Annotated in this window: 11 protein-coding genes; 7 read left to right on the forward strand and 4 right to left on the reverse strand. The window is 46.9% G+C overall.

Annotation, left to right across the window (positions count from 1 at the left end; translation table 11 throughout):
* The first annotated feature begins 89 nt into the window (after positions 1 to 89).
* The 3 genes from cysT to ACHA99_RS02030 are packed head-to-tail and all read left to right on the forward strand — an operon-like array spanning position 90 to position 2,938.
* Complete coding sequence (gene cysT, locus ACHA99_RS02020; protein ID WP_105249982.1) at positions 90 to 935, forward strand: sulfate/thiosulfate ABC transporter permease CysT; 846 nt, start codon at positions 90 to 92, stop codon at positions 933 to 935.
* Positions 936 to 944: 9 nt separating this feature from the next.
* A complete protein-coding gene (gene cysW, locus ACHA99_RS02025; RefSeq protein ID WP_028759251.1) occupies positions 945 to 1,811 on the forward strand; it encodes a sulfate ABC transporter permease subunit CysW in 867 nt (288 codons plus the stop codon).
* Entirely contained in the window at positions 1,808 to 2,938 is a 1,131-nt protein-coding gene (locus ACHA99_RS02030; protein WP_131523841.1) for a sulfate/molybdate ABC transporter ATP-binding protein, read from the forward strand. The genes cysW and ACHA99_RS02030 overlap by 4 nt, the downstream gene beginning before the upstream one ends.
* A 309-nt stretch (positions 2,939 to 3,247) precedes the next feature.
* Here the strand turns inward: ACHA99_RS02030 and ACHA99_RS02035 are convergent, their stop codons facing one another.
* The 4 genes from ACHA99_RS02035 to ACHA99_RS02050 form a co-directional block, all read right to left on the reverse strand.
* On the reverse strand, positions 3,248 to 3,946 hold the full coding sequence (locus ACHA99_RS02035) for a hypothetical protein (RefSeq protein ID WP_393940748.1): 699 nt from the start codon (positions 3,944 to 3,946) through the stop codon (positions 3,248 to 3,250).
* A 299-nt stretch (positions 3,947 to 4,245) separates the two neighbouring features.
* Complete coding sequence (locus ACHA99_RS02040; RefSeq protein ID WP_393940750.1) at positions 4,246 to 5,757, reverse strand: AAA family ATPase; 1,512 nt, start codon at positions 5,755 to 5,757, stop codon at positions 4,246 to 4,248.
* 94 nt (positions 5,758 to 5,851) lie between these two features.
* Entirely contained in the window at positions 5,852 to 6,997 is a 1,146-nt protein-coding gene (locus ACHA99_RS02045) for an HlyD family secretion protein (RefSeq protein ID WP_393940752.1), read from the reverse strand.
* 1 nt (position 6,998) lies between these two features.
* Entirely contained in the window at positions 6,999 to 7,391 is a 393-nt protein-coding gene (locus ACHA99_RS02050; protein ID WP_028759246.1) for a DUF3302 domain-containing protein, read from the reverse strand.
* 275 nt (positions 7,392 to 7,666) lie between these two features.
* Between ACHA99_RS02050 and purT the strand changes: the two genes are divergently transcribed.
* From purT to ACHA99_RS02070, 4 genes are all read left to right on the forward strand, one after another.
* A complete protein-coding gene (purT, locus tag ACHA99_RS02055) occupies positions 7,667 to 8,842 on the forward strand; it encodes a formate-dependent phosphoribosylglycinamide formyltransferase (RefSeq protein WP_263178460.1) in 1,176 nt (391 codons plus the stop codon).
* Between the two features lie 250 nt (positions 8,843 to 9,092).
* Positions 9,093 to 10,817, forward strand: a complete 1,725-nt coding sequence (locus tag ACHA99_RS02060) for an RluA family pseudouridine synthase (protein ID WP_198572997.1) — start codon at positions 9,093 to 9,095, stop codon at positions 10,815 to 10,817.
* A gap of 143 nt (positions 10,818 to 10,960) precedes the next feature.
* Positions 10,961 to 12,427, forward strand: a complete 1,467-nt coding sequence (locus tag ACHA99_RS02065) for a DUF3142 domain-containing protein (protein WP_393940754.1) — start codon at positions 10,961 to 10,963, stop codon at positions 12,425 to 12,427.
* Positions 12,417 to 14,702 carry a hypothetical protein gene (locus ACHA99_RS02070; RefSeq protein ID WP_393940756.1) on the forward strand — a complete coding sequence of 762 codons (2,286 nt, stop codon included), beginning with the start codon at positions 12,417 to 12,419 and terminating at the stop codon, positions 14,700 to 14,702. The genes ACHA99_RS02065 and ACHA99_RS02070 overlap by 11 nt, the downstream gene beginning before the upstream one ends.
* Positions 14,703 to 14,815: the final 113 nt, after the last annotated feature.

Here is a 14,815-nt window from a genome sequence, read left to right on the forward strand (position 1 = left end):
TGCATCCTACAAATGGCTTGAGCCAACAACGAGCGAACCGTATAAATAGTATTGGTTTAACACAATTAACCTGATCGGGTGATTATTCTGTGATTTTTAATAACGGGCGTTTACGCCATAAGCGGGTTCTTCCCGGTTTTACCATCAGCTTAGGTGTGTCCCTGCTGTTTGTCAGCCTAATCCTATTATTGCCGACCACAGGACTAATCATGCAGACCAGTTCAATGAGCTGGTCCGAATACTGGGGCGTGATTGCCGATCCCAGAGTGGTTGCCAGTTACCGAGTCACCATACTATCGGCGCTCGCGGCATCATTATTTAACTGCCTTTTCGGATTATTACTCGCATGGGTACTCGTGCGTTATGAATTTCCCGGCAAACGCATTTTAGATGCCTTGGTAGATTTACCCTTTGCCTTGCCGACCGCCGTTGCCGGTATCACCTTAGCCACCCTTTATGCGGAAAACGGCCAAATCGGTAGTCTATTGGCTGAATGGGGCATAAAAGTTGCCTACACCCCGCTAGGCATAGTGGTCGCGATGATTTTCACCAGTATTCCCTTTGTGGTTCGTACAGTACAACCCGTTCTCGAAGAGTTATCCCACGAGGAAGAAGAAGCGGGAATGACGCTTGGCGCCTCGGATCGTTCGGTATTCTGGCGGGTTATTTTGCCCTCCCTTTGGCCAGCATTAATGATTGGAACGGCACTATCTTTTACCCGCAGTCTGGGTGAGTTTGGTGCAGTGATCTTTATCGCTGGCAATATGCCTTATATCAGTGAAATCACTTCGTTAATGATCTTTGTCCGCCTACAAGAATTTGATTTTGCAGGTGCCAGCGCCATTGCCTCTGTGGTTCTGATGACCTCGTTACTGCTATTACTGCTGATAAACCTGTGGCAGGCGCGTTATCTGCGCCGCATTCATGGACGATAAGGAGCAAATATGAACTCATTTAAACCCTTAAGAGTCGGTGAAGCGCCCCTGATCAAATGGAGCCTTATTACCCTCGCCGTGCTCTTGGGCTTGCTATTGTTGCTATTGCCGTTGGTGAGTATTTTTCAGCAGGCGTTTGTCGGAGGTTGGGAGCGTTATATTGGGCACCTAACTCAACCGGATTCGCTGCATGCGATTGGTTTAACACTGATGGTGGCAGCACTCACAGTACCAATCAATTTAGTGTTCGGAATCATGCTGGCCTGGAGCGTGACTCGCTTTGAATTCCCCGGTCGCAAGTTACTGATCACGCTGATTGATATTCCATTTGCGGTCTCCCCTGTCGTCGCAGGTTTGCTCTATTTGCTGCTCTATGGCAACAGTGGTTGGCTTGGCGAATGGCTATATGAGCACGATCTGCAGATCATGTTTGCTTGGCCAGGAATACTATTAGTGACCATTTTTGTCACTTGCCCCTTTGTGGCCAGAGAACTGATCCCATTGATGCAACAACAGGGCGCATCGGAAGAAGAAGCTGCAGTGATCCTTGGAGCGTCATGGTGGCAACTCTTTCGCCGCGTGACCCTACCCAACATCAAATGGGCACTGATTTACGGTGTGATCCTCACCAATGCCAGAGCCGTAGGAGAATTTGGTGCCGTTGCTGTCGTGTCTGGCAACATTCGAGGCGAAACCAATACCTTACCTTTACATGTGCAATTATTGTACGAAGATTATCAGGCCGAAGCCGCCTTCGCGAGCGCGTCATTACTGGCCCTGATCGCCCTATTTACCCTAATGTTAAAAGCCGTAGTGGAATGGCGGCAACAACGCAGTTTAACCGCCAATGACAATAAAGAGCAGAGCCAACTATGAGTATTCGTCTTACTAATATTTCCAAGAAATTTGGCCAATTTCAGGCGCTTTCCCCACTTAATCTCGATATTCAAGAAGGGGAAATGATTGGTCTGCTGGGACCATCAGGTTCAGGCAAAACTACACTGCTGCGGATTATTGCCGGTCTTGAAGGAGCCGATAGCGGCCAAATTCAATTCGGCAACCGAGATGTCACCCAAGTGCATGTGCGTGAAAGACGCGTGGGTTTTGTGTTTCAAAACTACGCGCTGTTTCGCCATATGACGGTCGCCGATAACGTCGCCTTTGGACTCGAAGTCATGCCGAAAAAACAAAGGCCTTCGGCGGCAGAAATTCATAAGCGAGTGACACAACTGCTAGAAACAGTACAACTAGGCCACCTCGCACAGCGCTATCCTGAACAACTCTCGGGAGGACAAAAACAGCGCATTGCGTTGGCCCGTGCACTCGCAACCCAACCAGAAGTCTTGCTACTGGATGAACCCTTTGGCGCCTTAGATGCTAAAGTGCGTAAAGAACTACGCCGCTGGCTACGCAGCCTGCATGATGAATTGAAATTCACCAGCGTGTTTGTGACCCACGATCAGGATGAGGCGCTTGAGCTTTCAGATAGAGTGGTAGTGATGAGCAATGGTCATATAGAGCAGATTAATACACCTGCTGAGCTATACTCGCACCCCAATAGTCGCTTTGTGTTTGATTTTCTTGGTAACGTCAATGTCTTTGAAGCCAGTTGGCAACAAAAACGTTGGGAAAATGGTCAAGCATTTTTAACACCTCCAGAACAGCAAACACTGCAGCAAGATGGTGTTCTCTATGTACGCAGTCACGAATTAGCGCTGTCAAATAAGCCCAATAGTCAGGCCAATTTGCCGTTCAATATTGTCGCCATGACCCCCATTGGCGCCGAAGTAAGACTGGAATTAGCCCCACACGGCTGGCATAGCGAAGAACTGTGGGAAGCCAAATTCACCCACCATAATCTGCAGGAACTCGGGTTGCAAAAAGGCAGTGTAGTTTACGCTACCCCAAGAACAGCTTACTTCTTTGGTGCGCAGGGTGAGAGTTCACCGACGCGTCTAAGTTGGCCATTCCTGACTCCGGGCAGTCTCGCCTTTGATATCTAATGTCATCATGATAGGAATAAGCAGCATTAGCGGTACCACAGGGAGTGGATACCGCTAAGATTCAAACCATTTAGAAAGATATTGTCACGCCAAATACTGAAGCACTCATTAGGCATTGTCGCGACAACTTTTGCTGATAGCGACAACTTTGATTTTTGATGCAAGCGGTAACGAGAAAACCCAAGATACCTCCAAAAACGTCAGCTAGATCTTGGCGCTGTCCCCTCCGAAGAAATAATTAATCAACTAGCGGCTTAATTGAAGAGTGCCGCACTTCGGAGTTGAACTATGGAATATTATGTATATATTTCATCCGCTAATAGCACTAATAGTTGCTAACAGTGTTAGATAAGCAACATATAGAGATATTGCACCTATAATTACAGCAGTGAAAGCTAAAAAGCTATTTGATATAAGTTCATACATGTAACTAGACATGCTTTTCCGCCTTATATGGCTCCTTAATTCCAACAATGCTAATTTCAACCGATCTAAAACCGAAAGTTTTCGACGGATACTAGTTGCATGAACATAGAAAAGCATTGTTTTTATGAATCCAAGAACCTTTTTATTCGTAAGTTCCAGAGGGTCATCTGTATAAAAAAGTAATAAATCAGGATTTTTTCGCGTTGAAATGTCGCATTTTGGTCGTTTGAGGAATACGTGAAATGTACCTATAATCGAATGATTTATATCTAGGCAAACTCCATAATCTTTTTCGTGCTGCAATGTCTTCTTCCCATTATTTATTGTCCATCTACCAGTCCCAGTAAACTTGTCATTTTGAATGATTTGTAACGAATCAAAACCCCAAAAGCCAGTATTTCCACAATCACCATTGGTCTTAGATATTGAGAAATCACGAAACACTTGAGGATTATCCTTAAATATGGATTTAAGGAATAACAAAAGATCATCACAAACAATCGGCCAATTTAGGTTAGCAAACCTCTGTCTTGAGTTAATTTCTTGCTCTTTAATCTGATAGTTTTTAAGCCAAGATTTCAAATAAAACCTCCACATAGATAGCATCGAACGGTATACAAACCTTAGAGAAACTTGTTATCTAAGCAATGTTAGCTAATAGCCTTATAGAAGTGATTTCGTCATGAAAATACTACTCCGCTCATATAGTTTCAAATCTAGAAAAATAGTAAAAACATATCACATAGCTTTCATTTAACTTCGAGTTACACTGAATTTTATAAATCTAAAGCGTCTATTTCCACGCCGTAATGATTTAAGTACTTATTTTATAGTTTTTAATATGGTGACAATTTAAAACAATATCTCTTGAGAGAGAAATCTTACTCATGGGCATTCACGGTTCGGCCTGCAGCCCATTGTCGTAGCGCATTGATTTTATCGCTCATGACCACAGATAAAGGCCGTGTCTTACTAAGTTCTTCAAGTAATAGCACTTGGTCGACACTACACCCGACACTTCTTGCGGTATACATGGCAGCAATTACCGCTTGTTCGATTTCGGCGCCGGAAAATCCTTGGCTACGAGCTGATAAAAGGGCGAGATCTAAGCTCGCCACATCGATTCCACGGCGCTTACAGTGGATTAAGAAGATGGCTTTGCGTATGGCTTCGTCGGGTAAATCGACAAAAAAGATTTCATCCATCCTGCCCTTTCGCATCAACTCTGGCGGCAGAGCTTGAATATCATTAGCGGTAGCCACCAAAAACACTTCAGATTTACGCTCCGCCATCCAAGTGAGTAAGGTGCCGAGTATCCGCGTCGAGGTGCCCTCATCACTGCTACTCCCGCTTAAGCCTTTTTCAATTTCATCTATCCAAAGCACACAGGGCGACATCATGTCAGCCAGATCCAGTGCATTACGCAAGTTCTTCTCGGTTTCGCCTATGTATTTGTTATATAAGGCGGCCATATCGAGCCTAAGCAAAGGTCGTTGCCAAACGCCCGCAACCGCCTTAGCCGCGAGGCTCTTACCACTGCCCTGAACGCCCAGCAGTAAAATCCCCTTGGGCGCATCGAGCGCTTTGACATGCTGAACTGGAGTCGGCTGGCCGCCTTGGTCAATGGCGCTGACAGCCACTATGGGCGAGCGCTGCTTGAGCCATTTTTTAAGGTTATGCAGTCCGGCAACCTGTGAAAAATCACTGGTGTCGTATTCAAATTGCAACACACCATTAAGATCGAGTAGCTGAAACTTGGCTTTATTGATGGCCTCGATATCTGACAAGGTAATAGCACCGTCATTGACTATGGCTTTGCGTACGAGACGACGGGCATCGTCTAAAGTCACACCCCGCAGATTATCGGCTAATTTGACCACAGCCGCATCATCGACCTGTAGCGGCGTACCTTGGTGACGAATTTTATCAACTTCAAGATAAATCAGATTTTGCAATTGCACAGTACTTGGTAAAGTTAAGTGAAAATAAGCGCAATAACGTTTGATTTCAGGCGGAATTTCAAAGGCATGGCTTACCAGCACTAATGTGTGTTGCAGCGTCTCGTACTCAAGGGCGATTTCTTTAAGCAAACGAACATTCTTAGGTGCATCAATCATAAAGGGATGGAAGTCGCACAGCACATAAATTCCCTGCTGCGAGGTTGATTTAATTTGCCCGAGCAGATCTGTAGGTTCGCTATTAAACTTTTGCGCCGCCAAGGGCTTATCGACCCGTGCTAGGCCTTGGGTGATGCTCCATGTAAACACAGGTTGATAGAGCACACTGGCGACCCGCTTAAGCAGCTCAACCACGCGATATTCTTCATAGGTTTCAATCACTACAATTGGCGTATTGGAGCGCAGCACTGAGGTTAAATCGTGAATATCTTGCATGCTTTCAAAATCCTTTTTATTCACCCCAAATGGGTCACAAAAAAGTCCAGCGAACTGGACTTGATACAACAGACAAAAGTTAACCGATTAAGGGTTAATGTCCATCAAAAAACAAGTAATTCAGCCAACCTTGCATCCTCAGCAATACTTTACGCATCACAGCGACATGATGGAAATGTTCAGTATAAATTGCAACCTGCCCAGAAACACCCGCAGGAAATTGCTTACGAATAGCATCATCTTCGATATCAATCAGCACAATAACGCGACCATTTTGAAATAAACGAGCCGATGACTGCAGCGCGCCGCCCATTTGAATTTCACCTTCAGCCATAGCGGGTAATATTTTCGCCACTTTCCCCTTAAAGATTTGTCCTGGAGCGGCATCCAATATCACTTCAGCCTCATCACCTTCCTGCAAACGCATTAACGAGTTTTGCCAGAATGCCCCCGCAAAGTAGCGCTGCTCGTCGGGAATAAAGCTCATTACTGGACGTAATGGTAAAGGCACTGCCATCGCTCCCGCACGAAGCGCCATTTGCGTCACCACACCATCTGAGGGTGCCCGCACGACTGTCTGTTCTAAATCGTAGAGTGCACTGGCTAAATCAGCTTGCAAGCTAGCTACTTTAGTATTGACACCATCAATATTAGATTCATAGGCCAGCTTGACACGCAGTTCTTCAGCATTCGCGACGGTCAGCTGTGCCTCTGAGGCTAAGTACAATTGACGCCTATTATCGAGTTCCAGTTCAGTAAAAGGCGAATTCGCGCCCCCTTTCTTGCGGCCTAACTCATAACGCTCGAAGGCAGATTTATTACGGTCTTTATCGGCCCTAGCGCGCTCTACATTAGCCTTAGCCGACTCCCATGCCGCGGCGAGTTGTGGCACTTGGAGCTCTGCTTCCATCAAAGCAGCGCGTTTACGTTTAACAACGGCTTCGAAGGGAATAGGATCAAGACGAAATAACACATCCCCTTGTTTAACTGGCACATTAGGCTGCACTTCCACCGAAGTCACTAAGCCTTTTACTGCGGGGGTGATAGGGATAGTGACAAAATATTCACGGGCAAAACGAGAATAAGGATGGTTGTAATTCATAACGAGCAATAAGGTACCAATAATGAACACCCCACCCAGCACTGCGGTGGGAACAGTCCATTTATTCATCGGAATTTTAAAGACTTTAAAGATAGCAATACACACGGCCGCATAGGTGAGTATGAGTAATAAATCCATGTTATACCTCAACTTTGTCTGTTTTTATCGCATCCACAGCAGGCGCTATATTCATGGGAGTTATTTGCTCTAACTGTTCAAGCCGAGTCTGAAGCCCTCTGACCGTCTCACGCAATGAATTCACATCCTCCTCTAAAACTAATTCTCGCTTCATTACAGTATTGAACCCCCAACCGCGATCTTCACGGTATAAAGTCGCCCAGATCCATAAAAATGGCCAAATAGCATGTAGGGTGAATAGACTCACCCACCCGGCGATATGCAATGCATCTTGCTGGGGATGATTACGTTTTTTGGCTATTTCATAGGGGATATCATGAATGGCAATGACACCATAAAACATAATAATGATGACAAAAAACAAAATACCTAACGCAAAGTAATCTAAGAACATCCGCATCTCCTTGTATTAATAATATGTATTCCATCCCAAAGATTAGTGGATGGCCCCTAAACATGCCACCAATATTACATTAACATTTGACTTTGCTCTCAACCTCAATATTAACCAAAGATATGCTGTTTCGTTTTTGCCCCCAGTGATCCGGGACACACTTGTCAATTTACTCCATGATCCTAAAGCCTGTTCAGGCTAAACTAACCACATCATTGCGGCATAGAACGCAAGCATAAAACTCATCATCCCTACAATCTCAAAGGTACCCACACATGATAGGCACTCCCTACACTGAGGGCGCACGACGCGCCATGTTGCTCGGCTGCGGTGAACTTGGCAAAGAAGTTGCCATTGAACTACAACGCTTAGGCGTTGAAGTGATTGGCGTTGACCGTTACGCCAACGCCCCCGCCATGCAAGTCGCGCATCGCTCCCATGTGATCAATATGCTCGATGCCAACGCCCTGCGTGCGGTTATCGAGTTAGAAAAACCGCACTTAGTCATCCCAGAGATTGAAGCCATCGCCACCCAAACCTTAGTGGACATGGAAGCCGAAGGGGTAAATATTATCCCGACTGCTCGGGCAACAAAGCTCACTATGGACAGGGAAGGTATTCGTCGCCTCGCCGCTGAAACCTTAGGTTTACCAACCTCGCCATATTTTTTCTGTGATACCGAAACCGAATTTAATCAAGCGATTAGTGAAATTGGCGTGCCCTGTGTGGTGAAGCCAGTCATGAGCTCCTCGGGCAAAGGCCAAAGCGTTATTCGCGATATCGCCCTCAGCCATAAAGCGTGGCAATACGCCCAAGAAGGCGGACGCGCCGGCGGCGGTCGCGTAATAGTCGAAGGCTTTATTCCCTTCGATTATGAAATCACCCTGTTAACCATCAGCGCAGTCAACGGCATACACTTTTGTGCGCCTATTGGCCACAGGCAAGAAGATGGCGATTATCGCGAGTCATGGCAGCCACAAGCCATGTCCGATGAAGTGTTAGCAAAATCCCAAGCGATTGCGAGCAAAGTCGTCGAAGCCCTTGGCGGTTATGGACTATTTGGCGTAGAACTGTTTGTTAAAGGCAATGAAGTGTATTTCTCTGAAGTCTCGCCAAGACCCCACGACACAGGCTTAGTCACACTCATCAGCCAAGATTTATCGGAATTTGCCCTGCATGTTAGAGCGATTCTTGGCCTACCTATTCCCAATATCCATCAGCATGGTCCAAGTGCCTCAGCGGTAATTTTGGCCGAAGGCACCTCAAGCAATATCCGCTACCAAGGGATTGGTGCGGCATTAGAAGCGGTCAACACTCAGCTTAGATTATTCGCCAAACCCGATATTGATGGTCGCCGCCGTTTAGGTGTCGCGCTTGCCCGTGATATCGATATCGACAGCGCAATCAGCAAAGCACTCGATAGCGCCAGTAAAGTAAAAGTCATCTTTTAAGCGGGTTTAACCGTTTAAAATTGGCTTTAAGTACAAGCGACACATCAAAGGGAAATGCGCTTTAATGCTATTTCCCTTTTTCAACACAGAGCCGCACCAATAAAAAGTGACAGCCCAAAATCGACAGTCCCAAATCGACAGAGTAAACTAGCGCCCTTTCTTGCTAGCCATCATCCTAAGTTGTGGCTTAACTCAGATAATTAACTCCGATAATTAACCCAGATAAGTAAAACCAACAGTAGACCCCAATATGCATCTTCAGCCTTCTTGCTTTACCTCTTTCACACAAGCCATTGATGCCTATGCCCTGCCGCAACGTTTTACCTTTCCTTTCTATTACGAACCGCATCCATTATGCGTGATCGCAGCCAACGAATTACAACGCCACCTTGAGACTCAAAACGATTGGCAACATAACTTTGGCCTCACGGGGGAGTTAACCGGTGCCATTGGTAAAATGTTTGGTGTACTTTTAGTACAAGATCCGCAGGGAGATGTGGGCTATTTGTCGGCATTTTCGGGCAAGTTAGCTGAGCAGAACCATTGGCCACGCTTCGTTCCACCTGTGTTTGATATGCTGGCTAAGGACAATTTTTTCCACGCCGAAAATCTGCAAATCAACCAAATTAACGAGCAGCTACTTGCAGTAGAAAATCACCCCGATATTCCTCGGCTATCGAGCGAACTCAACGCTGAGCAAGCTCAAGCACAGGCCAAGCTTGCCGCCCACAGGCAAGTGATGATCGACGGCCGTCAATCCCGCAAGACGCAGCGCAATCAACTCGCAGTGCAATGGGCAGCCAATCCAACTGATGAGACTTTACGTGAAAATACTGCAATCGAAGCTAAACTCAGCCAAGAAAGCATTAATGAAAAGAATCAGTTAAGAGATATTAAACGCTATTGGGATGAACGTATCCATGCCATCAGCCAAGCGTTAACTCTGCTCACTGATAAGCGTGACGCGTTAAGACTACAGCGTAAACAGCTCTCGGCGGCGCTGCAGCAAAAGCTGTTTGAGCAGTATCGTTTTTTGAATATTCGCAGCGCAGAAAAAAGCCTTAACGGCATATTTAACGGGACGGTTGAGTTAACACCGCCCGCAGGCTCAGGGGAATGTGCCGCCCCTAAGTTGCTACATTACGCCTTTAAACACGGTCTTAAACCATTGGCGATTGCCGAATTTTGGTGGGGGGCGCCGCCAAAATCAGAAATTCGCCAACATAAGCAGTTTTATCCTGCCTGTCTGCGCAAATGCCAGCCTATCTTGGGGCATATGCTCGAAGGGCTTGTTGTCGATGATAATCCGCTGCTGACGAACCCCGCCGAAGGCAAAACCTTAAGCATCCTCTACCAAGACGAGGCGATGGCGATTGTGAACAAACCCGCCGAGTTTTTATCAGTGCCCGGCAAAGAGATTGAAGACTCAGTGTATTCGCGCATGCGGCAAACGTTTCCCTATGCCACAGGGCCACTTATCGTCCACAGGCTCGATATGTCGACCTCGGGATTAATGGTGATCGCATTGACAAAAGACGCCCATAAACAGCTGCAAAAACAGTTTATCCAGCGCACAGTGACTAAGCGTTATGTGGCACTTTTAGCAGGGATCCCTACAGCAATGGCAGATAAACAGGCCGCAGGACAAATCTCTTTACCCCTACGTGGCGATTTAGACGATAGACCGAGACAACTCGTTTGCCATGAGTTTGGCAAAGCGGCCCAAACCTATTGGAAATTAAGCCATATCGATGAAATGGCACGTACAGCCCGCGTGTATCTATCCCCAAAAACGGGCCGAACCCATCAACTCAGAGTTCACTGCGCCCACTCAGAAGGGCTAAATACGCCCATTGTAGGTGACGATCTGTACGGCACTCGCGCCAATCGCCTGCATCTGCATGCAGATTTATTGATGCTTCAACATCCCGTCACCCGTGAACAGATGCGCTTTCAAGTCGATCCTGATTTTTGAGATCTGAGTTCTGATATTGATTAACAAGGCACCAAAAGGAAAACCAAGCTTAGTGGGCATTATCAGAAGTTTGACCGCGATGTATAAGTGGCATTTTTCGGGCATAGTAATGCCTCACTCAAAACGGAATCGACAGCGGTAGTATGGGCATAGGCAATCTGGTTAAAAACATAAGCCGAAATCAATGGTTCTTATTTGCTTTGTTGAGCGCCGCCGTATTTATGAGCGCCTGTCAGCCAGCATCAAATCCCAACGAAACCACGGCTAGCCCAAATACCAGTGTCGCAGTAAAAGCCGCTACAGAAGCAACAACCCTTCGAGCGCCACTTTCACAGGAAGTCTATATCTGGCAGCGCCAATGGCGCCCCGCCAATCAAACGGCATTAGTGCAAAGCCAAGATGCATTTCAAGGATTACGTATTTTAGCGCTGCAAGCGCATCCAAAACCCAATGGCGCAGACATTTGGTTTGAAGTTGCGGTCAATCATGCTTGGTTGCAGGCAGATCCTAGGCCAAAAATTGCCGTGATTCGCTTAGATGGTCAGTTCGTGCATTTAAATGATGAACAAGTGATCAATAAAATCAACCAAGTACTAGCAACTTGGCAGGCAAAAGGCACGCACATCGCGGGGGTTGAAATCGACCACGACAGTGCCAACAGTAAACTGCCAGCCTATCGGGATTTTCTTAAAAAACTTAAAGCGCAGTTACCCGCAGAACTCAAACTCAGCATTACTGCACTGCCCGCTTGGCTCAGTAGCGCCGATTTTCCCATGTTACTCACCAGTATTGATGAACTGGTGCTACAAATTCACAGCGTAAGCGATCCACGCCTCGGACTATTCGATGCGACTCAAGGTTGGCAGTGGGTGCAGCAACTCTCAAATATCAGCACTGTTCCTTACCTTATTGCGCTCCCCGCCTATGGTTCGGCGGTCATCAGTACAGCTTCAGGTTATAAAGTTGAAAGTGAAACACCGCTGCGCGATCAACTCCAATCAGCCAATGCAGTACAGGAACTGATGGCCGATCCTCTAGTATTACAAGCCTTTGTGCAAAAACTACACACTCAAAAAGATGCCAAACTCAGAGGCATTATCTGGTTTCGGCTGCCGCTGGAAGGGGATAAAAGGGTTTGGCCACTCAACACCTTAATCGCCGTTGCACAGCAAGGTGAACTTGCCGCCAAGATTGAATTAGTGATATCAAGCGATAACAAGGCCACAGCCCAAACGATATTAGCCGCTGAAAATAAGCCAAAAAATCTGGAAATCCGCAAGCCACAGCTATTCCAACTGAGCTTAATGAATCACGGTAATATTGCAGGTGAAATTCCTCCTCTTTTGTCGCTAGCGGGACAAGCTTGCAGCGGGTATGATGCGCAAAATGGCTATAGCGTAATACAAAAAGATGGGCTGTTAACGTGGCAATGGCGAGCTGAGAATACAGCAGCGTTGACACCAACCAAAACAGTTTCACGCACTGCAATCATGCCTATGCCGCAATCAAACAGAGACATTCAAACACACATGCTCAACCCTGGCGGCCAAAAAGTGATAGGCTGGGCACGTTGTGAGTCATTATATTTACAGGGAATTTATGCGCCATAAGCCAAAACTATCGTTTACCATGGCAACACCCAATCGGGCTTTTATGCTTAAAAAGACCACGCTCATTTGTTTAAGCTTATTTTCCCCTATGCTATTGGCCTGCGGCCCCGATTTTCCTTTGCAACTCACTCAGGATAGGCAGAGCAATCTCAGTTATTTACCGCAAACCTCCTTTAGCCAGCAGCTAACCGCCCTCGCAAAACCTTTGCCTTGGCAGTATCAAGATGCACCCGCTGCACAGGAATATCTCTGGGATGAAGTGCATAGCCGTTATCTTTCACAAACTCGCGCCTTTGAAAACAGCGAGTTAAGTGACGCCCATTTAGCCTTAGTGAACACTTTGCGGGATGCAACGGGCCCCATTGAAGCCGAGCAAATGGCCGCTAAGTTAGACAAAGATCTACCACAAGCGCTAACTTGGTACACCTTAGGTGCCGTAGCGTTTGAAGCAAAAGATTATGAGAGGGCAAGTAACTATTTCATCAAAATCATCAAATTACCACAAAGTGAACGCGCATCTCGTAGCCTGTGGGCACTCTATTCGCTGTCGCGTATTGAGCTTATCTTAAGCAAGACTTCGGCTGATCCTGAACATTTTAATCGTGCTAATGCTTACCTGACACAATTACAAACCGAAGTCGCACAAGGCGCCGCCGATCCCCTGCGTTTGAGTTTAGCGAGCTTAGGTGAGCAAGCCTATATCCTGTTACACCAAGGTCAGCCGCTCCCGCAATTGACCAATCAAGGTACAGGTGAAACTGAGTCAGAGCTGCAAATGACTCTCACCCCTGATGCACTGAATAAAGCTATTGAGCTCTATGCCACCCAATCGGTACAGGGCGATAGCGGCGGTTATGATTCCTTATTGATGTTAAGCCGCACTTTGATGGGTAAAGAGATTGCTGAACTTAAGCCGCTACTGCAACAGGCGAGCGTGCAGCAGTTATTGATTGCCTATTGGCAAAGCAGCACTAATGAATTCGCCTACAATGGCCAGCTTTCAGAAATGGGATTAAAGGTTGCTGAGCTCCTTAAAGTATTTCCAACCGATGGCTTACAGCTCAACCATGGCGATAAATTAGCGGCGATTTATTACCAGTTAGGGGATTATGCCAGTGCTGAGCGCCTATTAACGCTAGCGAAACCGAGCGGCCTCACTTGGTGGCTCAACGCAAAATTAATGCTACAAAAGGGCGATCAAGCAGAAGCTGCCAAGGCCTATGCTCAGGCAGCGCGTCACTTCCCAGAGCAACTCAATAAGATCTCGACCACAGTTGACGCTAAAGAAACTCAGCAACAAGCCATTAATGCCGATGAAGATACAGCCACTTACTGTCGTATTCGTGCAGAGCAAGGGGTGTTGTCACTAGAGCGTGGCGAATATGTCGATGCGCTCAGTCACTTACTCGCCAGCGGTGATGAGTACTGGCAAGACATCGCCTATGTGGCGGAGCGCGTGCTCACCACGGCTGAACTTAAGTTATTTGTCGACGAACATGTGCCATTTATCGCCTTTGAATACCCTAAAGACAGCGACTGGTACGATAATATTGAGCCAATTAACAACCGCTTGCGCTACTTGCTAGGTCGCAGGCTATTACGCGAAGGCGCGATAGCTGAAGCGCCGGTTTACTTCCCTAATCCTAAACTGAATGCCAGCGCCCTTGCCTACGGCACAGAGTTGAATGCAGCGAAAAAAACAAAAGGCATTGATAGCGCGAAAGCCTATTGGGCTGTTGCCGAACTTGCCCGCCACCAAGGCATGGAACTCTTAGGGTTTGAATTAGCCCCGGATTACACTATCTACCAAGGTGTCTTCGATCTAAGTGATTGGAATGAACCGAGCAAACTGGCTGAGAAAGAACAGCTGCGGATCAGTGCCAGCCAAGCAATCCCCGATAAACGCTTCCATTATCGCTACACGGCGGCGGAACTAGCCAACAAGGCATCGGATCATGTACCCCACAACAGCCAAGCCTATGCAGCGCTACTCTGCCAAGCCACAGGTTGGGTATTGTATCGAGATCAAGAACTTGCCCTGCGTTACTACAAAAAATACGTCGCCAACGGCCCCTTTGTGCCTTGGGCCGAGAACTTTGGTTTGCAGTGTGAAGCGCCCGATTTTGACGGTGCAGTAAAACGAGCGCAGGCGAATGAAATGGCAGAATGGAACGCCCTGTACCACAAGCTGAAAAAGCCCGTGGTCTTGAGCTTTGCCGTTATCGCAACACTGCTGGGGATTTACACATGGCGCAGAAGAAAACGTAAACAGTAAGTACACAAAGAGCCTTTCTTATATTCCTAAAGAAAGGCGCTAAAGCTAAGCTGATGAATTGCTGGTGTGCAGGGGGAATTGCCATTGTTTCCCCAGTGACAATCTTAACGACC

It is taken from the genome of Shewanella sp. S23-S33 (genome assembly GCF_043359565.1).
Lineage (GTDB): Bacteria > Pseudomonadota > Gammaproteobacteria > Enterobacterales > Shewanellaceae > Shewanella > Shewanella oncorhynchi.